Here is a 20,516-nt window from a genome sequence, read left to right as displayed (position 1 = left end):
CCAAAGAATCCAACCCCCAGCTAAAAGCTACCAGAGCTGGAGCAAGGCCAAAAGAAACCATGTCAGAGAGGGAATCATATTGCACACCAAAGGCACTTTGAGTGTCGGTCAGACGTGCAACCCGCCCATCCAGGCCATCCAAAACCATAGCCACAAAAATTGCGATCGCGGCAGCCTCAAAGTTTCCGCTCATACCGGCAATAATTGCGTAGAAACCGCTAAAAAGGGCTCCGGTGGTGATTAGGTTGGGCAAGAGATAGACACCGCGCGCGCGCACCTTTTTGCCATTCTCTGCAACCTCTTCCTCAATGTGCTCGTCGACGGGCAGACGAATTTCCTCATTCAGACCACTAATTGGGTCTTCGGGCTGCTTATCATCCCCTTGAACGCTCATAGACTCTCCGTTAATGCATTTTGCAGCCAGCGAGTGTACGCCATTGCCCTGTGTGGGCACAGGGCAAAAAAAAACGGCGGGATATCCCGCCGTTTTTTTTAGTTAAACAGTTCTCAACCGTTGCCTTCTGTCCGATCAATAATTTTATTCGCTTTGATCCAGGGCATCATGGCACGAAGCTTGGCACCCACCTGCTCAATTTGATGCTCTGCCCCAATACGGCGCTCAGCCTTTAAGCGCGGCTGTCCAGCGAGAGATTCCAACATAAAGTCCTTTGCGAATTTCCCGGTCTGAATATCCTTCAAAACGCGCTGCATTTCTGCTTTAGTCTCATCGGTAACAATCCGCGGCCCAGTGACATAATCACCGTACTCTGCAGTATTGGAAATAGAATAGCGCATGTCAGCAATACCGCCCTGATACATCAGGTCGACAATCAACTTCAGCTCATGCAGGCACTCGAAATAGGCCATCTCAGGCGCGTAACCGGCCTCAACCAGAGTTTCGAAACCAGCGGTCACCAGGGCGGAAACCCCCCCGCACAATACAGCCTGCTCTCCAAAAAGGTCTGTCTCAGTCTCCTCCCGGAAATTGGTTTCAATAATTCCAGAGCGGCCGCCACCATTTGCACTGGCGTAGGAAAGTGCCAGTTCTTTCGCATTGCCGGAAGCATTCTGATAAACCGCAATCAGAGTTGGCACACCGCCCCCTTCAAGATAAGTGGAGCGTACAGTATGCCCGGGACCTTTTGGCGCAATCATAATGACATCTACATCTGCGGGCGGCTCAATCAGTTCGAAGTGCACATTGAACCCGTGAGCAAAGGCGAGCGCCGCACCAGATTTTAAATGAGGGGCCACTTGCTCTTTGTAAATATTGGCTTGGTACTCATCCGGTGCCAGAATCATTACCACATCAGCATCTTTGACCGCACTCTCTACCTCGGCAACACGCAGGCCGGCACTCTCCGCTTTGCTCCAGGAGCCAGAACCTTTGCGCAAACCGACAACAATATTTTCTACACCGGAATCCTTGAGATTATTGGCGTGGGCATGCCCCTGAGAACCGTAACCGATAATCGCAACATTTTTCCCGCGAATTAAAGACAGTTCACAATCTTTATCGTAATAAACTTGCATGACTAAATTCCTATTTCCTGCTATCTAAACACTTAATACTTTTTCACCGCGGGCAATTCCAGAAACCCCGGAGCGCACGACTTCCATAATGGTGTGCTCTCCCAATGCCTGTAAAAATGCATCGAGTTTTTGACCGGTACCGGCAACCTGAACCGTGTACATACTGCTGGTAACATCCACTATCTGCCCACGAAAAATATCTACACTTCGTTTGACCTCATCGCGCTGGGCTCCATTGGCGCGCACCTTTACCAGCAATAATTCCCGCTCGATATGAGAGCCTTCAGTAAGGTCAACCAGCTTCACCACATCAATTAATTTGTTGAGGTTTTTTGTTATCTGCTCGATCTTGTGATCATCACCTATGGTCACCATGGTGAGGCGTGACAAAGTGGCGTCTTCTGTAGGCGCCACAGTCAAGCTCTCAATGTTGTAGCCGCGCTGGGAAAACAATCCCACAACTCGGGATAGCGCTCCCGGCTCGTTCTCCATCAAAACCGAAATAATTCTCCGCATTTCCCTAACCCCTATGTCCGTTCGGTTTTGCTCAGCCACATATCACGCATGGAGCCACTCGGCATGACTTGCATCGGGTAGACATGCTCAGAGGGATCGACGTAGACATCGATAAACACCGTGCGGTCTTTATGCGCAAAGGCCTCCTGCAGTTTTTCATGCAGGTCTTCTCTTCGCTCAATCTTCACACCCAGGTGGCCATAGGCTTCTGCAAGCTTGACGAAGTCCGGCAGAGACTCTTCGTAGACACTGTTGGAAAGGCGCCCTTCGTACTGCATTTCCTGCCACTGCTTCACCATGCCTAGTGCCTGGTTATTGAGACACAGAATCTTAACCGGCAGATGGTATTGAGTAGCGGTGGACAATTCCTGAATACACATCTGGATACTGCCCTCACCGGTCACACAGACAACTTCTTTATCTGGGTGGGCAATCTTCACCCCCAGGGCAGAAGGCAGACCAAAACCCATGGTGCCGAGCCCGCCGGAGTTAATCCAACGGCGCGGCTTGTCGAAATGGTAATACTGGGCGGCAAACATCTGGTGTTGTCCAACATCAGAGGTCACGAAGGCATCGCCCTCGGTGATATCGTAAACCGCACGAATGACCTCCTGCGGCATGATCAGGGCGCCGTCAGTTTTGTATCGCGGAACGGTATAGAGGCCGTGACGTTCACGCCAGTCGTCTATCTGACGCCACCAGTCAACGATTGCTGACTGGTCCGGCTGTTCCTCACTGGATTTAAAGGCTTCCAGCATATCAGCCAGTACTGACTGCACAGTACCAACGATGGGAATATCGGCGACGATGGTTTTGGAAATAGAAGCCGGGTCCACATCAATATGAATAATCTTGGCTCCCGGACAAAATTTGCTGGGTGTATTGGTAACGCGGTCATCGAAACGCGCTCCCACCGCCAGAATGACATCTGCATGATGCATAGCGGTATTAGCCTCGAAGGTGCCATGCATGCCGAGCATACCGAGAAAACGTTTATCGCTACCGGGAAAAGCGCCGAGTCCCATCAAGGTATTGGTCACGGGATAATTCAAATGGCGAGCCAACTCAGTGAGCAGTTCGGAGCCATCCCCCTGAACCACACCACCGCCAGCGTAAATTACCGGTCGCCGCGCCGATAGCAACAACGCCACCGCCTTGCGAATTTGTCCACTGTGGCCCTTGCCCGCCGGAGTATAGGAGCGCATGCGCAGCTTATCCGGGTAGCGATAGGGAAAGCGCTCGGCGGGGTTGGTTACATCCTTGGGTACATCAATCACCACAGGGCCAGGGCGGCCAGTCGTGGCTATATAGAAAGCTTTCTTAACGATCTCGGGAATATCCTCGGCGTTCTTCACCAGGAAACTGTGCTTTACGATTGGCCGCGAGCACCCAACCATATCGGTTTCCTGAAAGGCATCTTCACCGATCTTATCGCTGGGCACCTGACCCGAAATCACCACCATAGGAATCGAATCCATATAGGCGGTAGCAATTCCGGTAATCGCATTCGTGGCCCCTGGACCCGAGGTCACAAGTACAACACCCGCCTTGCCTGTTGAGCGGGCATAGCCGTCTGCAGCGTGAGTAGCACCCTGTTCATGCCGCACCAAAATGTGTTTGATGGACTTCTGCCTAAAGATGGCGTCATAGATATGCAGTGCCGAACCGCCCGGGTAGCCAAAAATCAGATCTACCCCTTCATCCTGCAGCGCGCGAACCAACATATCGCCGCCGGAAAGTAATTCCACTTGAGTCTCCTCAATTCACCTAGTTGGTAGGATAGCCATCACCAAAGAACCGCTAACCGAACGAACAACAAGAATGTTGAACGGCAATTGTAAAGGAAAATGATGACAGATATCAGCCTGTTGCGTGTTTACATGCCGATTTTTAGGATGAGATCATCGCGCGCAGTAAAACACCCAGCCTGAAACCGACACGGCGGTGTCCGAATTGCAGGCTAGCAGGCCTCCAGGGGTAGGGAGAGCCTCTCGGCGGAATTGCGGCGGAGGGGTGGTCCACCTGTGCTAGTGTCCTGGCCGCGGGTGTGCGGAGACGACTACTCGCCGAGGAAACAGTCGATTTTGCCAATCCAACATTGACTGTCAATAGACATGACTGAAAGTGTTAAGAGAGTTACAGGAAAGTCCACCGTTACCGGTACAATATGTCGGGTAAGGAAAGATACAACTATAAGGGGTAATCCGATGCGCATCGCACTCGCAATGCTATTCTCCGGCCTGGCACTGGCCGCTCAAGCCAACGGCATCTACAAGTGGGTGGATGAGAACGGCGTAGTGCACTTTGGGGAGCAGCCACCCAGTAGCACTGAAGTTGAAGTTATAAAGAAGCCGAAGTCGGAGCGCTACAAACAATGGGAAGCGGAACAACAGGCTGCGATAGCTGCAGAAAAAGCCATACAAGTGGCTGCCAAGCCCACTCCCGAGAGAAAAAATACCACAAAACAAGAAGCTCAAGGCCCCTCAAAAGTGGATGAGCAAGTAGCCCGCGCCCAAGCAGCTGCACGCGCACAACGCTGTGAGTCCTCCCAGAAAAACCTAAAAGCCCTGACTACCCACGCTCGGGTACGTGAAATCGACGAAGAGGGTAATCACCGTATGCTGGGAGAAGATGAACGCCAGGAACGCATTACCAAGGAAAAACAGAGTATTCGCGATAACTGCTAAGCCCTAGCTTTTAAAGCTCTTTATAAGGCGTTTCGTTAAACTGCTCCAGGCTGTAACGCTCGGTGTAATAGCCGGGTTCAAACAGCCTATCTGCCCTGGGCACCGTCACCCGCGCAATACTCAGCTGCTTAACCAGATAGGGGCCATCCTGATCGGCATCGCGGATCATCAGACCGTAAAATTCGAAGGGGATCCAGTGGCGCCCTGGAGAAAGCTCAACCGCATATTGGGTGCTGCCAATGGGCGTCTGCTCATCGTTGTAGAGGGAACCACGGAAGTAAAAACGGCCCTGTTGCAATATTTCCACTTCGGCTTCCACTAGTAAATTACCCTCACTGGTAAGCGAGTCCCGCAAGTTGCCGGTATAGCTGCCCGTATCCTCTGACAGTGTAAATGCCGCTGCATCGCGCAGGCCATCGATATCCGTATCCACGATGATCTTATAAATACCCGTTGGCAGCGACTGCCCTTGGTAAGCTCCCGCCTCTATCTCCGCCTCGTAAACCAAGTCCCCGTTACCATCTTCAAAGGTCAGTGAACCCAGCACATGTTGGTCATCCAACACCATTAGGGCGGTCAGGTCCGCTGGTACCTTGACACCATCGCTATCGGTCTGAAAGGCGAAGACACGCACGGTATCACCATACAGATAGAACTTCTGATCAGTCCACAGGGTCAAGGTGTCTCCATTGTCACTGTAGGTAGTGCGCTGGTCTGGGGCATGGGTCTGGGAAATCGGATCCTGCGAAGCGCTCTTGATCGCGCGATTTTCCGGTGGATAGCGGTGAAATTTTGCTAGATCAGAGAGCAGTGACTGGTGCAATTCGGTCTTGACCGGCCGCGCCTGGATCTCCTGCCAAACCTGAACAGATTTATCCTCGACCGGTTTCTCTTCAACCAGCGCTACCTCTTGAAGCTCGCCCCTCTGTGGCTGTGGGGCATGGAGCCCCCCAGCTTCCGCCTTGGCAACAACCGCTGTGGATACTTCCCCACCCTCACCAGTGAACCAATAAGCCACGGCTGCGGCGATAAAGACAATGGATCCCAGGATGGCTAAGTGCCCCTTGAGGCGATTGTTACTGACGGACATGGGCTAGCTCCCGCAAAAATTACTGAGTACAGGCGGCAATTCGGCCGGCGCTGTTTTTACCAACCCCACAATTCAAACCATCGGGAATGCCATCGTAATCCGGAGACAAAATACCGCCATTGCGCTGAGCATCGTGATCGGTATAAATGCTGGCCAGATTGTAGGAGCGAGCCGTACCCTTATTGTCGTTGTCACAGGAGAAGGTGGCACTGCCGTAGGCAATACCCATGAAGGTGTCGTACTGCTTGAGGTTTGACCAGAGGCTTCGTTTGCCGGAACCAGAACAGTTCATCTGGGAGGCGAGATTAATGTAACCATCATCTTCACCATTCAGCAGTGCCGAGGAAACGCTTTCTGCACCGGGAAAGCCCGCGTAGCCGCCAATGGTGTAGACAGGCGCACCCAGATTAGTGCCCACGTAATTACGCACGGTATAAATATCGTTGGTCTGCATATAGCGCACCGCGGCACACTCCCTGCCAAAGAAGAGGTCATTGATCACCTCGTCATACCAAGTGCCATTACAGATACGATCCACGCCCTCGGTACCGGTGATTGCTCCACCAGTGGTGAAGATCGCAGCCACTCCGCTAATCGCACTATCAAAATCCACAGTAACCGCGTTGGCATCACTCAGGCTGGCAACCTGCACTTCCTCAGAAACGGTTTTACAGCTCTTGCTGCCCCACCAAGTTGTAGAGCACTTTTTAACATCCTGTACTTCAGTATCTGTGTCGTACTGATTGTAAGCACGATTGTAGTAAGGTGATCCTTCAACAGCGTTGCCAGCGATATACATTATCTGCGCAGCGCCCTGGCTGTGGGAAATAATCCAGAAGGTATCATCGGCAGAACACTGGTTTTCGTGTTCGAACCTGTCTCCGGCTCCACTGCGAATCTGAATAATTTGCCGTGCAATTTCACCGGAGGTTTTATCGTGCCAGTAGGGCAGCTCACCCTCATCGGTAGAGTTGTACCCCACTACTCCGTAATTGCCGCCGCTGACTAGCAGCTGGTCGATAAAACTGCTGTTTTTATATTCATCGAAATAGGTTTCGCTCCAATAGTCCAGTGCCGGTTGCACTAAACTCCCATCGCTCGCTGTACTGGTTGTATGCCCCTCGACTCCATGTCCATGGACCAGGATGTAGCAGTTCTCCGCTACCGCTGCAGAAGTGCCTACCATCGCAGCAAAAAAAACAGACAGGCCTGCGCCCAGTCGTTTAGACAGTGTCATGGTTATTGACCTTTATAATTTTATAAGTGGATATTTACTGACTGCAGAGTCTCGAGGTATCCGTTTCGCAACACACTGCAGACCCCTGCAACTTATCTGCTGAGGTGGGTGCCGCAATAGGATTTATGGCGCCACAGGATGATCAAGTGCGCCACATGAGGCGACCGGTTCGTCATAATTCACATTATTGTTTTCTTAGATTGATACGCCTTTGCTATGATCGAATTAACGCCACCCGGACGGCAAAGAGTCATGAGAGACCAGAATAAAAATATGTCCGGCCATGCCGGCGTGCCTAAAATATTTGCACCCTATTTCGTTACAGCTGCTGCGCGGCTGGGTATTCCTATTGGTACTCTAATTGAGCGGCTGCCTTTCGCATTTAGCTGGAATCCCCGCGAGAACGAGCGACTGAGTTACAGCGAGTTCAATGCACTGATTGAAAACCTGGTAGCACTTTCCCCAGTTTCTTCACCGGGACTCAGTTTCAGTCGCTTTCCTATTATCTTGTGGCTGGAAGAAACCATTATCGAGGCGCAACCCTCCCTGCGGCGGCCACGGGAAATACTGCGCCCTGCGGAAATTGTTTTATCGCAAACCCTGGCACCGCTACTAAGATTCGAAACAAGACAAGAAAAAGAATGTGAAGTCCTCACTCTGCAATGGCGCTTAGAATTATTTAGCGAACCGGTAAACCATTTCTTTGCCGAAATGTTAATGGCCCGAATCGCGGAATTATTGCGTACGCTGAACCCCCAGTTTACTGAGGTATGCGGTGTTAAGTTGCGCAGGCCAAAACCCGAGGATGATTCTATTTATGCCCGTATATTCCAAAGCCCAGTAGAATTTGACTGTGATACCAACGCCATTATTCTTGGCTCTGAAACACTGGATTTTCCTATCCCCAGCTACCACAAGTTACTGCGTAGCCAGAGCCGCAATGTTTTAAAAACTGTCCTACACAATACGCTATCGAGTTACAACTTAGCCGCGAGCCTGCGCTCATGGCTGGAAAAACACATTCTCCGCGAGGAAGTCACCATTAAACAGGCCGCCGCTCACTTTCGCACCAGCGGCCGCACCCTGCAAAGGAGATTGAAAGAACAGGGGGTTACTTTTCAGGAGCTAAAAGACAGTGTCACCCTGGCCCTGACCAAACATCTACTGCTGTCCTCCAGTGAATCTGTCGAGAGTATCGCAATAAAGCTGCACTTTGCCGAGCGCGCGGTATTTACCCGCTTCTTTAAAAAACACGAGGGGGTTACTCCCAGTGAGTTCCGCCGTAGTAACACCACAAGAGGTATCCTCGACGCTTAAAAGTATCATGCACGAGGCCATTAATTGCCCTGCACTTGTGCCCTTATCTTTTCGTAATCCCGCCCCAAATAAAGATACATGGCTGGTACCACAAAAAGCGTAAACAATGTGCCAATCGTCATACCCGAGGCGACGACCAGCCCCATGGCAAAACGGGCCCCACCACCGGGCCCTGAAGCAATCAGCAGTGGCACCATTGCCAGCACCAGTGATGCCGTTGTCATTAATACCGGCCGCAGACGAATAGAAGTAGCCTCCTCTATAGCAGTACGCTTATCCACTCCCCCCATTTGTAGTTTATTGGCAAACTCTACAATTAGAATTCCATGCTTGGAGATAACACCGATTAGAGTCACCAGTCCCACCTGGGTATAGATATTAAGTGTGGTTAGACCCAGGCTTACAAAGATCATAGCGCCGCACACACTCATTGGGACAGTCACTAACATAATGAGAGGGTCGCGCCAGGACTCAAACTGTGCCGCCAGCACCAGATAAATTACTATCAGTGCAAAGAAAAAAGTTATGACTAATTCAGAACCTTCCGTTTTGAATTGACGGGATTGACCGGAGTAGTCCACAGAATATTCGGCTGGCAGTATTTGCCTCGCCGCATTTTCCAAAACGTCCAACGCTTCACCTAGGGTGACGCCCGGGCGCGGCACCCCGGATATCGTAACCGCATTAAGTTGCTGGAAGCGTTTTAATTGCTGTGGTTCAACGATTTGGCGCAGATTAATCAGGGTATTAATAGGAACCAGGTCCCCGTTAATCGCCCGGATATAATATTGCTTCAACTGAGCAGGAGTCAGGCGATCAACTCGCTCGACCTGGGGGATCACCTTATAACTACGATTATCAAGTGAAAAGCGATTAACATAAGCACCGGAAAGCATTGCCCCCAGGTCACGACTGAGGTTCACCATATCCACCCCCATAGTCGCAGCCTTCTCTCGGTCTATTTCAATAACAACCTTGGGCTTATCAATTTTTAGATCGGAATCCAGAAAAATAAACTTCCTGCTTTGCAAGGCCTTTGCCATGATCTCACTGGCAACATCGGCGAGGTTCTCCACTGGTTCTGTTGCCCCGATAACAAATTCCACCGGCAGTTGACCACCTGCAGTGGGCAAGCTCGGCGGCACAACCACAGCCACTTTAAGACCAGCGATGTTGCGCACATCCTCACTGATTAGTTCCTGCATTTGTGCAGTGTCACGTTTACGCTTTTCCCAGGGCCCTAATACAAAGCCCGCCGTAGCATTATTGACACCACTGCTAAAAGTACCGGCGCCATTGAGCAGGAAAATATTTTCCACCTCAGTATAGAGATCAGCAATATCCACCAACTCCCCTGTATATTGCTCAACATAATCCAGTGTGGCATAAGCATCTGCTGTGGATATAGTGAGGACCAAACCCCGATCTTCTGTAGGCTCCAGCTCCTGCGGTGAAGTAATAAAAAGAAAATAACAGCTCACCAAAACAATCAAACCGAAAAGCAAAATAACGCTGCGTTCCTCTAATGCGTTGTGCAAGCGCTTTTCAAAACCCTTCTGTAAATTCGCAAAGCGCCGCTCCAACCAGGCCTCCAAGCGTGTCCCCCCACCGTCACGCGGCCTCAGTATCCTAGAAGCCATCATTGGTGAAAGTGTTAGCGCGACCACACCCGATAGCAGCACGGCACCGGCGAGAGAAAACGCAAACTCGATAAACAGAGTTCCGGTAAGGCCACCGAGAAAGCCAATAGGAATATACACGGCGATCAAAGTGGTAGTCATGGCTACTACTGGCCATGCTAGTTCTCGAGCCCCTACAATGGCTGCTTCGCGAGGCGTGAGCCCCTCTTCAATATGGCGGTGCACATTTTCCAAAACGATAATCGCATCATCCACGACTATGCCAATAGCCAGCACCATACTTAACAGAGTTAGCAAGTTGATGGAAAAGCCCATCAACAGCATCAGAAACATTGCACCCACTAGGGAAAGAGGAAGCGCGATGGCAGGAATCAAAACACTGCGCAAAGACCCCAGAAACAGGTAGATGACCACGATAACGATGATCACTGCCTCGACAATGGTACGCACCACCTCAGAAATAGAGTCCTGAATATACTCAGTACTGTCATAGGGAATTTCTCCCTGCATCCCCTCCGGTAACTGCGGGAAAATTTCACTCTCCAGCTTTTCCCGTACATGTTTGATAACATCCAAGGAGTTTGCATTGGGGGCGACTTCAATAGCAATAAAAGTTGCAGACTGCCCGTTAAATGTCACAGAGCTATCGTAAGTCTCCGCTCCCAACTCAATATCCGCTACATCTCTAAGTCTTACCAATTGATCGCCGCTCGCCCGCACCACCAGATTTTGAAAATCCACTTGGCGGGAAATATCCGTGTCTGCACGTATTTCTATTGCTACTCTAGAGCCCTTGGTAGCCCCCGCTGCAGAAAGGATATTGTTATTCCGCAGGGCATTGGCTACGTCTTCAGGTGTCACCTCCAACGCAGCCATTTCTTTAGGCTTCAACCAGGCGCGCATAGCAAAAGTACTGTCCCCAAGCAAACGTGCACGCTGTACCCCGGCTATAGTAGCCAGCTTGGGCTGCACAACCCGAACTAAGTAATCGGTAATTTGATTGTTAGCAAGGATCTCCGAGGAAAAAGAAAGGTACATGGCAGCGGTTGTTTCCCCTTGCTGCATCTCCACACTGGAATCCTCAGACTCTTCGGGCAAGTCGCTACGCAATTTATTTACCTTGGCAACAATTTGAGTCAGCACCTCGTTGGGGTCGTAATCAAATCGCACATAGGCATTGATGGTCGAGAGCCCCTGTACGCTGGTAGATACCATGTAATCTATGCCATCCGCCGTTGCAATCTCCTGTTCAAGCGGCGTGGTAATAAATCCCTGTACAAGATCGGAGTCTGCTCCCACATAGACAGTAGTGACTGTAATAACTGCATTCTCCAGTTCCGGATACTGGCGAATATTTAATTCAGTTATTGAGCGCAAACCCAGCAGAAAAATAAATAAACTGACTACTGAAGCTAATACCGGTTTACGAATAAATATTTCTGTAAAATTCACCGCAACACCCAGTAGAAATTAACTGTTTTCAGGAGTGGGAGATGGGTCCTCTGGCGGCTTGTTCTCATTGTTGATTACCGCAGCCTCACCGTTGCGCAATTTGAGCAAGCCGCTGCTGGCCACCTCATCGCCCTGTAGCAATCCTTCTACAATTTCCACCAGATCACCGCGCTCCTCCCCGGTTTTAACAAAACGTTTGTTTGCGGTGACACTGTTATCAGAGGCATCCGTTTCCAACACAAAGACCGATACGCCATAGGGAGCAAACAACAAGGCCGTTCGGGGGACCGAAAGTACTCGACGGCTGGCTTCAATTTTTACAGAAACCTGGGCAAACATACCTGGGCGCAGGTGCTTCTTGGGGTTTTCGAGCGTAGCCTGTATCAGGAAATTGCGGCTGGCCCTATCTACTCTGGGGTCTACCGCGGTAATTCTCCCCAGATAGGTTTTACCGGGAAAAGCATCGGTAGTCAGGCTGATTGGCATCCCCTCCTTAACCAGAGAGTATTTCTGCTCTGGCAGGGAAAAGTCGACAAAGATAGGCGTGAGCTGTTGAAGAGTGACTACCGCGTCCCCCGGGCTGACATTCTGCCCAAGATCAATACGGCGTATTCCTAGAACACCATTAAAAGGCGCCAGCACTCTACGCTGATCCACCCTGGCGCGCTGTACCTCGATATTGGCCACTACCTGATCCAAGGTGCTACGTGCACTATCGAGCTCTGCTTCGGTGGTCACACCACGCGCGGTAAGCGTTTTAATTCGTGCATAATTGCGCCTTGCCAAACGCAGCTCAGCATCCAGAACCTGCAGCTGTGCTTTCTCCGGCTCGGCGAATATTTCCACGAGAAGGTCGCCTTTGTGTACATACTGGCCGGACTTGAAGTGGATAGCACTAACCACACCCTCGGCCTCTGTCGTAACCTCAACACCATTGACGGCACGGACTGTACCAACCCCGCTTAAATCCTCTGGCCAATTTTGCACCTGCGCCTTCGCCGAGGTCACTGTAGGAGCCGGCAAACGCATATTGTCCAGAAATTGGTTCACCATGCGCTGGGCAATAAATTTATACGCAAAAATACCGCCAAAAAGTACCAGGCACCCGAGCAGCATTAGCACCATGCGTTTACTGATAATTTACCCCCGATCATTCACAACAATGCCGCGGATCAACAAGACGGGAAGTCTGACTCTGGGAGCCACCAACTGAACAGACCACCAGATTTAGTTTATAAAGAAAATCCCGTGCGTATTGTTAGACTCTCATTGGATTAGCCTGAAATGATATTTGAACGCCATGGAAGGGACGGAAGTGACGATAATGGTGGAAAGATAGGTACCTGCACCCAATTTTTGAGCGAGATAAAGAAGGAGGAAGAAAACGAAATATCCTACTCTAAGAGTCGATGAAACAGATGTATAACTACCTGTTTCATCGACAGACAAACGAATAATACCGACTAGCGGAATACCGCCCGATCACCCTCGACATCCGCGTGGATAGTGGTGCCGGGAGTAAATTTACCTGCGAGCACATCTTGCGCCAGTGGGTTTTCCAGCCAGATTTGTATCGCCCTTTTCAGTGGCCGCGCGCCATAGACCGGATCAAAGCCCACCTCAGCAAGCTTATTCAACAGGCCCTCGGAAACCTCCAGCTTCAGATCACGCTCGCTCAGACGGCGGCACAATTGTCGCAACTGAATTTCCGCAATGGAGCGCACTTCCGCCTTATCCAGCGGGTGGAATACCACTACCTCATCAATACGGTTAATAAATTCTGGGCGGAAGTGATTACCCACCACTTCCATCACCGCATTTTTCATCTGTCGATAACGAATTTCGGCATCTAAGTCATCACCACTCTCGGCGCTGGCAAACTTCTGGATCAGGTCCGACCCCAGATTGGAAGTCATCACTACAACAGTATTGCGAAAGTCCACGGTGCGACCCTGGCCATCGGTCAGGCGACCATCATCCAGCACCTGCAGCAGGATATTGAATACATCCGGATGTGCCTTTTCCACTTCATCGAGCAACACCACTGAGTAGGGTTTACGGCGCACCGCCTCAGTCAGGTAGCCGCCCTCCTCGTAACCCACATACCCCGGAGGTGCGCCTATCAGGCGGGCCACTGAGTGCTTTTCCATAAATTCCGACATATCGATGCGCACCATGGCATCTTCGGTGTCGAAGAGAAATTGTGCCAGCGCCTTACAGAGCTCAGTTTTACCAACCCCGGTGGGGCCCAGAAATAGGAAAGATCCGTTGGGGCGATTAGGATCGGCGAGACCCGCACGGGAGCGCCTCACCGCATTGGCGACAGCTTCCACCGCTTCACCCTGGCCTATAACACGTTTGTGAAGCTCGTCTTCCATACGCAGCAATTTTTCCCGCTCGCCCTCCAGCATTTTGGAAACCGGGATACCTGTCCAGCGAGAAACAACTTCGGCCACTTCTTCATCGGTCACCCGATTGCGCAACAGGCGCGGCTCTTCACTTGCCTCATGGGTTGCAGCAGACTTCAACTGCTGTTCCAGCTGTGGGATAACACCGTACTGCAGCTCCGACATTCGGGTTAAGTCACCGGCGCGACGTGCCGATTCCATATCCAACTTGGCCTGTTCCAGTTTCTCTTTCAGGTCGTGGCTACCCGCAAGCTGGGATTTCTCCGCTTTCCAAACTTCCTCGAGATCGGAGTATTCCTTTTCCAGCTGGTGAATTTCCTCCTCCAACTTGGCTAAGCGCTTCTGTGTGGCCTCGTCATCTTTATCTTTTTTGACTGCCTCGCGCTCGATTTTAAGTTGGATTAAACGGCGCTCCAGTTTATCCATCGATTCCGGCTTGGAATCTATTTCCATGCGGATACGACTGGCCGCTTCATCGATCAGGTCGATGGCTTTGTCCGGCAGCTGACGATCGGTAATATAACGCTGGGACAATTTGGTGGCAGCAATGATGGCCGAGTCGGTGATATCCACGCCGTGGTGCACTTCGTAGCGTTCTTTTAATCCCCGCAATATGGCAATGGTATCTTCCTCGGTGGGCTCATCCACCAGTACCTTTTGGAAGCGACGTTCAAGGGCCGCATCTTTCTCGATGTACTGGCGATATTCATCCAGGGTTGTGGCGCCAACACAATGCAACTCACCACGCGCTAGAGCCGGTTTAAGCATATTACCGGCATCCATAGCGCCCTCGGCTTTGCCCGCCCCCACCATGGTGTGCAGCTCATCAATAAACAGAATGATCCGCCCTTCCTGCTTGGAAAGCTCATTGAGAACAGCTTTTAAGCGCTCTTCAAATTCTCCTCGAAACTTGGCACCGGCCAGTAGGGCACCCAAGTCCAAAGACAACAGACGCTTGTCTTTGAGGCCCTCGGGAACCTCACCGTTCACAATTCTCTGAGCGAGCCCCTCGACAATCGCGGTTTTTCCCACACCGGGTTCACCGATCAGTACCGGGTTGTTTTTAGTGCGGCGCTGCAATACCTGTATCGTACGACGAATTTCATCGTCGCGACCAATCACCGGATCCAGCTTGCCGGCTATCGCGCGTTCGGTCAGATCCAAGGTGTACTTATCCAATGCCTGACGTGCCTCTTCCGCATTGGGATCGTCAATTTTTTCATCACCACGCACTTTTTGTATCGCTGCCTCTAATTGTTTTAAGTCGCCATTGGCATTGAGTATTTTGGCAATTTCCCCTGCAGCAGAATCAAACGCAGCGAGTAAAACTGTCTCACTGGAAATAAAACTATCACCATTTTTTTGCGCTTTTTTATCCGTGAGGTTCATCAGGCGCATCAGCTCCTGCGACATACCCACGTCCCCAGTGGGGGAGCTGATAGTTGGCAGGTTATCCAGCCTTTTAGCCAGGTCATTGCGCAGACCATTTAGATTAAATCCGGCCTGCGACAAAAATGCAGGCACGCTGCCGTTATTTTGGTTGAGCAGCGCAAGCAATAGGTGCTCTGGATAAATTTGGTTGTGATCTCTGCCAACGGCCAGAGATTGTGCATCGGCAAAAGCTGCCTGCAGCGGGTTTGTCATTCTGTCTATACGCATGAATGCAACCTCTCCTACTCGGGGATTTTGTGTAGTACTGGGTCGATAGCAGCCAAGCGGCGCCACGCTTCAGTGTAGTGTTGAGAAATAAAATAGGGGCGGGAGGAAGGTTTTCAATGATTTAAATCAATTGGTGGGAATTCCTAACGTAAATCACTAATGCGCAAAATAATTTTTTCTTAAATCTAGTTTTAAATCCACACCTGAAGCTTGATTTTTGCGCTTAAGACCCCAATAGAAGTCAAAGGAAAAAGTGATTCACTCTGCCATAGCCTTACCCCAACTCAGGCAAAGGAAGCGAAAGCGAAGTAAGACATAGAAAGCACAGCAAAAATCACTCGCCTTTCTTTACAGTGTTCTCAGCTTTCATCATCCGCCAACCAGATTAATGAAGCCATTCGTCCGGTAGTTCTTTCCCTGCGGTAAGAAAAAAAACGTTCGGCTTCATTCACTGTACAATATTGTCCCCCGTAAATATTTTCTATGCCAAGTTCAGCCAATTCAGCTCGCGCCAGGGCATAGATATCAGCAAGAAAGTGCAAGGGTTTCTTACTGTGGGGACGAAAACACTGAGCAATCGCCTCGGTATGCGTGCCACTTTGCGCATGCTCGAAAAAGGCTTCTAAAACATCGACGCCCGTTTCAAAAGCTTCGGGGCCAATCGCAGGCCCCAGCCAGACTAGTAATTCTTTTGGGTCGCAATCAAGCGCAGTAACCGTGTTACGCAAAATGCCCTCGGCCAAACCGCGCCACCCCCCATGTGCTGCAGCTACCCTGGTGCCCGTCTTGTCGCAGATAAGCACCGGCAGACAGTCGGCTGTGAGAACCGCGCAAGCAGCGCCACCGCCAAGGTTAAAGCTGGCATCAGCGGTACGCACAAGCCCATCGCTCTGTGCCTCAATGACCTTGTCACTATGAATCTGCTCCAGCCACTGAGGCACCGCCGGCAGCTTCAACTCCTCCGACAACTGCTGCCGATTGGCCATTACTGCAGACTCCTCATCCCCCACATGGGCGCCGAGATTGAAGCTGCTAAAAGCTCCCGTGCTAACACCGCCATTGCGCAAGGTAGTGACGGCACGCACCCTGGCTGGCGCCGGCCAAGAGGGAGTCAGGTAATGATCGAGGGACATAGTTTTTCTGCTTTATATCGATGTTGCGGAGCGGGCCGTGACTGCACACTCCACCTCCAGTGAAGATATAGTCACAGATTTCACTCACTCCGATCCCTATTGAGGAGCTCGAGCAACTGAAGCATATCCGTTGGCATAGGAGCACACCAGTGCATATTTTCCCCGGTGCGCGGATGAACCAGAGCCAACTCTGCAGCGTGTAGGGCCTGACGGGGAAACCCCTGAAGTGCCTCAACCAGCTCCCTGTTAGCTTCGGCGGGCAATTTAGGCCTCCCACCATAAAGCGGGTCGCCGACCAATGCATGACGTATATGGGCCATATGTACCCGAATCTGGTGGGTACGCCCGGTTTCCAGCTTGCAGCGCAACAGGGTGTGGGCACGGAAGCGCTGCTGTACTTGATAGTGCGTGATGGCTTCTTTACCACCAAAATCGAGTACCGCCATTTTCAGTCGATTCTGGCGATGCCGACCGATAGGTGCGTCAACGCGACCGGGGCCGGTGATATAGCCTTGTACTAAAGCGTCATACTGCCGACTGACCGTCCGCTGCTTCAATTGGTCTACAAGGTGTACCTGTGCCGGTAAAGTCTTGGCGACAACCATCAGGCCACTGGTATCCTTGTCCAAGCGGTGCACAATGCCAGCACGGGGAATCATCTCCTGATTTGGGCAGTGGTGCAGCAAGCCGTTTAGCAAAGTGCCATCAGGATTACCCGCAGCCGGGTGAACCACTAGGCCTGCAGGCTTATTGATCACAATGAGACTATCGTCTTCATAAACAATATTCAGGTCCAGGGCCTGGGCGCTCCAGCTTCCCTGAGCCTCCAACTCCGCGCGTAAACTGAGCTGCTCACCGCCAAATAGCTTATCCTTAGGCTTGGCAACAGCACCATTCAAGGTGAGCTGGCCGCCTTTGATCCAGGATTGCAGGCGAGCGCGGGAGTAATCGGGAATTAATTCGGCTGCTGCCTGGTCTAATCTTCGACCAGCCATACTGGCCGGAACTTCAATATCGAGTTTTAGGTGGTCATTCATCAAACAATTGCAAATACTTTGGGCAGCTCCGGGACTGTGTTTAAATGTCTGGAGCGCCAGATTAATCTTGGCGGATAGTTTAATAAGGTAGAGTGTGAGAATGATAGAGCGAGGGGCTATGCAAGCCTGGAAAATGCTGTCGCTGGCCTTGGTGTCGGTATTATTGGTTGCCTGTGCCAACACCGATGACTCAGAAGAGGGCCTGCCCACTGGCAACCGCACTGAACAAGCCTTCTACGAGGCTGCCCAGCGGCAACTTCGCACTAGCCAGTGGGATCTGGCGATCAAGAACCTGCGCGCCCTGGAAGACAACTTCCCCTTCGGCAACTATGCAGAACAGGCCCAGCTGGAGCTGATCTACGCCTATTACCGCAACTATGAAAACGATGCCGCCATCGCCGCAGCGGACCGTTTTATCCGGCTGCATCCGCAACACCGCAACGTCGATTACGCCTACTACATGAAGGGACTATCCTCCTTCACCGAGGGCGCCGGCCTGTTTGAGCGCTTTATGCCTACCGACCTCACCAACCGAGATCCAGGCGCTGCTCGCGAATCCTTCGCCTACTTCTCTCAGTTGATGGCCCGCTATCCGGAAAGCCGCTACGCCGCAGATGCACAGAAACGCATGATTCACTTGCGTAACCTACTGGCTCGCTATGAGATCCATGTGGCCAACTACTACTTCAAGCGCGGCGCCTACCTCGCCGCCGCCAACCGTGGCCGCTATGTTGTGGAAAACTTCCAGCAGACTCCGGCCGTACCCGATGCACTTGCAGTGATGGTACAGGGCTACCACATGATGGAGATGCCGGAGCTGGAAGCCAACGCCCTGAGCGTGCTGCGCAACAACTATCCCAAGCATCCAGCGTTCAATGAAGATGGCACTTTCAACTATGACTTCTTCAAAGGCGCTAGCGGTCGCAGCCTGGTACACCGTGTTACCCTCGGGTTGTTTGAAAAGTCTGATCCCGAAGGTTTCGATAGCCGCGAGCTGTATAACCCCGAGTACAACCGCGATGAAGCCCCTCTCCCTCCGGAGCTGATGTAATACCCTTACAGAACATAAAACGGCGCCTTTCGGCGCCGTTTTATGTTCTAGTCCAGCTTACTCGCCAGCCTTCCAGCCATTGGTTATCGGGTAGCGTCGATCTCGGCCAAAACCCCGCTCTGAAATCCGCACACCCACGGCAGCCTGGCGACGCTTGTACTCATTGCGTGATACCAGGCGCACCACACGCTCAACAATGCTGCGCTCAAATCCCTGCTTAACAATTTGCTCGGCACTGTAGTCTCTGTCGACGTAGAGATTCAGAATCTCATCCAACACTTCGTAGGGAGGCAGACTGTCGGTATCCGCCTGATCTGGGGCCAACTCAGCACTTGGCGGTCTTGTGATAACAGTTTCAGGAATGACTTCCGAGACCGTATTTCGATAGCGAGCCAACTCAAACACCAGCACCTTGGGTACATCTTTTAGCGCGTTGAAGCCCCCAACCATATCTCCGTAAAGAGTCGCATAACCGACTGCCATTTCACTCTTATTACCGGTGGTCAGTACCATGGCCCCCTTCTTATTGGAGATCGCCATAAGCAATACTCCGCGAGCTCGCGCCTGCAGGTTTTCCTCGGTGGTATCTCTCGCACTACCTGCAAATTCTTCCGCCAATGCCCCCATGAAGGCATCGAAAATGGGCTCGATTCCAATTTCCCGGTAATCGACGCCAAGGCGCTGTGCCTGATCGGCGGCATCGGTCTTACTCAGATCTGAAGTGTAATGGAATGGCATCATCACTGCTTCCACCCGATCTTTGCCCAGTGCATCCACGGCAATCGCCAGGGTCAAAGCCGAGTCAATGCCACCTGAGAGTCCCAGTACCACACCGTTAAAACCATTTTTATTAACATAATCGCGTACTCCCAGTACCAGCGCCTGATAAACCGATGCCAGATCCCCCATAAGGGGCGCCACCTCACCGGGTAATAGGGTTACTCTTCCACTCTGCTGGGAAACCGATACGGGCAGTAACTGCTCGGCAAATTCTTCTGCCCTGGCGCAGATCTGTCCATCGGCATCCACAGCCATTGAACCCCCATCGAAGACCAGCTCATCCTGACCACCACACCAATTCACATACACAATTGGTGTTTCTGCTACACGCGCCTGAGTGGATATCAACTCCTGTCGCTGAAGAGATTTACCGCGATGAAAGGGAGAGGCATTGATATTCAGAATCAATTTGGCCCCTGCCTCTACGGTCTGCTGTATGGGTTCCCGATGCCAGATATCCTCGCAAATGCTAAAGCCTACCGAAATACCCTTGATATCCACGACACAAGGTTGATCACCTTTGGTGAAATAACGCTTCTCATCGAATACTTGATAGTTTGGCAATTTTTGCTTGGCATACTCCGCCACCAAATCTCCGTTGGCAATCAGGCCCGCCATATTAAATAGCTTGCCGTTTAGATGGCGGGGATAGCCGATCAGAATTGCACAGGGCAGTTGAACAGCTTTCAATGCTTCCAGTGCAGCCTCAACGCGAGTTTGCATACTGGGACGCAGCAGTAAATCCTCTGGAGAATAGCCACACAAAGTCAACTCGGGAAAAAGGACCAGATCGGCACCTAATTCACGGTGGGCCCTGTTAGCCACCTCAATCACTCGAGCGGTGTTACCTGGAATATCTCCTACGAGAGAATTGATTTGTGCCAGCACTAGCTGCAAAGTAGACATGGTTAAACCTCGGACAAGACAGGCCGCCATTGTAACCCCTGTGGGCTCTAACGGCAGCGGTCACCATAAC

Annotated in this window: 15 protein-coding genes (1 of these 15 only partly in view); 3 read left to right on the top strand and 12 right to left on the bottom strand. The window is 51.4% G+C overall.

The window, feature by feature from the left end:
- The 4 genes from pssA to ACJJIB_RS04380 form a co-directional block, all read right to left on the bottom strand.
- On the bottom strand, positions 1-394 hold the 5' portion of the coding sequence (gene pssA, locus ACJJIB_RS04395; RefSeq protein ID WP_252084473.1) for a CDP-diacylglycerol--serine O-phosphatidyltransferase. Its footprint begins 482 nt before the window's first position; only the first 394 of its 876 coding nucleotides appear in the window; its start codon is at positions 392-394; its stop codon lies beyond the left edge, outside the window.
- 113 nt (positions 395-507) lie between these two features.
- On the bottom strand, positions 508-1,533 hold the full coding sequence (gene ilvC / locus ACJJIB_RS04390; RefSeq protein WP_444887992.1) for a ketol-acid reductoisomerase: 1,026 nt from the start codon (positions 1,531-1,533) through the stop codon (positions 508-510).
- Between the two features lie 24 nt (positions 1,534-1,557).
- Entirely contained in the window at positions 1,558-2,049 is a 492-nt protein-coding gene (gene ilvN / locus ACJJIB_RS04385; RefSeq protein ID WP_252084471.1) for an acetolactate synthase small subunit, read from the bottom strand.
- An 11-nt stretch (positions 2,050-2,060) separates the two neighbouring features.
- Positions 2,061-3,797, bottom strand: coding sequence for an acetolactate synthase 3 large subunit (locus tag ACJJIB_RS04380; protein WP_444883732.1), 1,737 nt, complete (start codon positions 3,795-3,797; stop codon positions 2,061-2,063).
- A gap of 459 nt (positions 3,798-4,256) precedes the next feature.
- Between ACJJIB_RS04380 and ACJJIB_RS04375 the strand changes: the two genes are divergently transcribed.
- Positions 4,257-4,736 (top strand): DUF4124 domain-containing protein, encoded by a 480-nt coding sequence (locus ACJJIB_RS04375; protein WP_444887991.1) that lies wholly within the window; start codon positions 4,257-4,259, stop codon positions 4,734-4,736.
- 10 nt (positions 4,737-4,746) lie between these two features.
- Here the strand turns inward: ACJJIB_RS04375 and ACJJIB_RS04370 are convergent, their stop codons facing one another.
- A complete protein-coding gene (locus tag ACJJIB_RS04370) occupies positions 4,747-5,826 on the bottom strand; it encodes a DUF4785 family immunoglobulin-like domain-containing protein (protein ID WP_444887990.1) in 1,080 nt (359 codons plus the stop codon).
- A 19-nt stretch (positions 5,827-5,845) separates the two neighbouring features.
- Entirely contained in the window at positions 5,846-7,063 is a 1,218-nt protein-coding gene (locus ACJJIB_RS04365) for a hypothetical protein (protein ID WP_444887989.1), read from the bottom strand.
- Between the two features lie 252 nt (positions 7,064-7,315).
- Here ACJJIB_RS04365 and ACJJIB_RS04360 point away from each other — a divergent pair, with 252 nt between their 5' ends.
- Positions 7,316-8,380: an AraC family transcriptional regulator gene (locus ACJJIB_RS04360; protein ID WP_444887988.1), complete on the top strand. Its 1,065-nt coding sequence runs from the start codon at positions 7,316-7,318 to the stop codon at positions 8,378-8,380.
- A gap of 20 nt (positions 8,381-8,400) precedes the next feature.
- Here the strand turns inward: ACJJIB_RS04360 and ACJJIB_RS04355 are convergent, their stop codons facing one another.
- The 5 genes from ACJJIB_RS04355 to rluD form a co-directional block, all read right to left on the bottom strand.
- Positions 8,401-11,472, bottom strand: coding sequence for an efflux RND transporter permease subunit (locus ACJJIB_RS04355; protein ID WP_444887987.1), 3,072 nt, complete (start codon positions 11,470-11,472; stop codon positions 8,401-8,403).
- Between the two features lie 18 nt (positions 11,473-11,490).
- Positions 11,491-12,588, bottom strand: a complete 1,098-nt coding sequence (locus tag ACJJIB_RS04350; RefSeq protein WP_444887986.1) for an efflux RND transporter periplasmic adaptor subunit — start codon at positions 12,586-12,588, stop codon at positions 11,491-11,493.
- A gap of 347 nt (positions 12,589-12,935) precedes the next feature.
- Positions 12,936-15,539, bottom strand: a complete 2,604-nt coding sequence (clpB, locus tag ACJJIB_RS04345; RefSeq protein ID WP_252084463.1) for an ATP-dependent chaperone ClpB — start codon at positions 15,537-15,539, stop codon at positions 12,936-12,938.
- A gap of 359 nt (positions 15,540-15,898) precedes the next feature.
- Positions 15,899-16,672: a peptidoglycan editing factor PgeF gene (gene pgeF / locus ACJJIB_RS04340; RefSeq protein WP_444887985.1), complete on the bottom strand. Its 774-nt coding sequence runs from the start codon at positions 16,670-16,672 to the stop codon at positions 15,899-15,901.
- An 80-nt stretch (positions 16,673-16,752) separates the two neighbouring features.
- Positions 16,753-17,709 carry a 23S rRNA pseudouridine(1911/1915/1917) synthase RluD gene (gene rluD, locus ACJJIB_RS04335; protein WP_444887984.1) on the bottom strand — a complete coding sequence of 319 codons (957 nt, stop codon included), beginning with the start codon at positions 17,707-17,709 and terminating at the stop codon, positions 16,753-16,755.
- A 118-nt stretch (positions 17,710-17,827) separates the two neighbouring features.
- On the opposite strand from rluD, the gene ACJJIB_RS04330 reads away from it, so the two are divergent.
- Positions 17,828-18,760 (top strand): outer membrane protein assembly factor BamD, encoded by a 933-nt coding sequence (locus tag ACJJIB_RS04330; protein WP_444883721.1) that lies wholly within the window; start codon positions 17,828-17,830, stop codon positions 18,758-18,760.
- 57 nt (positions 18,761-18,817) lie between these two features.
- Here ACJJIB_RS04330 and ACJJIB_RS04325 read toward each other — a convergent pair whose 3' ends face one another.
- Positions 18,818-20,446, bottom strand: a complete 1,629-nt coding sequence (locus ACJJIB_RS04325; protein ID WP_444887983.1) for an NAD+ synthase — start codon at positions 20,444-20,446, stop codon at positions 18,818-18,820.
- Between the last annotated feature and the right edge of the window lie 70 nt (positions 20,447-20,516).

The sequence above is a fragment of the Microbulbifer mixtoriginis (SeqCode) genome, assembly GCF_052467705.1.
The sequence above is the reverse complement of the archived record's forward strand: the minus strand, read 5'-3'. Positions and strand labels throughout refer to the sequence as shown.

What these genes read in the sequence shown, in the direction of transcription:
- ilvC (WP_444887992.1), bottom strand. Translation starts at nt 1,533, where the DNA reads ATGCAAGTTTATTACGATAAAGATTGTGAACTGTCTTTAATTCGCGGG.
- ilvN (WP_252084471.1), bottom strand. Translation starts at nt 2,049, where the DNA reads ATGCGGAGAATTATTTCGGTTTTGATGGAGAACGAGCCGGGAGCGCTA.
- ACJJIB_RS04375 (WP_444887991.1), top strand. Translation starts at nt 4,257, where the DNA reads ATGCGCATCGCACTCGCAATGCTATTCTCCGGCCTGGCACTGGCCGCT.
- ACJJIB_RS04370 (WP_444887990.1), bottom strand. Translation starts at nt 5,826, where the DNA reads ATGTCCGTCAGTAACAATCGCCTCAAGGGGCACTTAGCCATCCTGGGA.
- ACJJIB_RS04365 (WP_444887989.1), bottom strand. Translation starts at nt 7,063, where the DNA reads ATGACACTGTCTAAACGACTGGGCGCAGGCCTGTCTGTTTTTTTTGCT.
- ACJJIB_RS04360 (WP_444887988.1), top strand. Translation starts at nt 7,316, where the DNA reads ATGAGAGACCAGAATAAAAATATGTCCGGCCATGCCGGCGTGCCTAAA.
- ACJJIB_RS04350 (WP_444887986.1), bottom strand. Translation starts at nt 12,588, where the DNA reads ATGCTGCTCGGGTGCCTGGTACTTTTTGGCGGTATTTTTGCGTATAAA.
- clpB (WP_252084463.1), bottom strand. Translation starts at nt 15,539, where the DNA reads ATGCGTATAGACAGAATGACAAACCCGCTGCAGGCAGCTTTTGCCGAT.
- pgeF (WP_444887985.1), bottom strand. Translation starts at nt 16,672, where the DNA reads ATGTCCCTCGATCATTACCTGACTCCCTCTTGGCCGGCGCCAGCCAGG.
- rluD (WP_444887984.1), bottom strand. Translation starts at nt 17,709, where the DNA reads ATGAATGACCACCTAAAACTCGATATTGAAGTTCCGGCCAGTATGGCT.
- ACJJIB_RS04330 (WP_444883721.1), top strand. Translation starts at nt 17,828, where the DNA reads ATGCAAGCCTGGAAAATGCTGTCGCTGGCCTTGGTGTCGGTATTATTG.
- ACJJIB_RS04325 (WP_444887983.1), bottom strand. Translation starts at nt 20,446, where the DNA reads ATGTCTACTTTGCAGCTAGTGCTGGCACAAATCAATTCTCTCGTAGGA.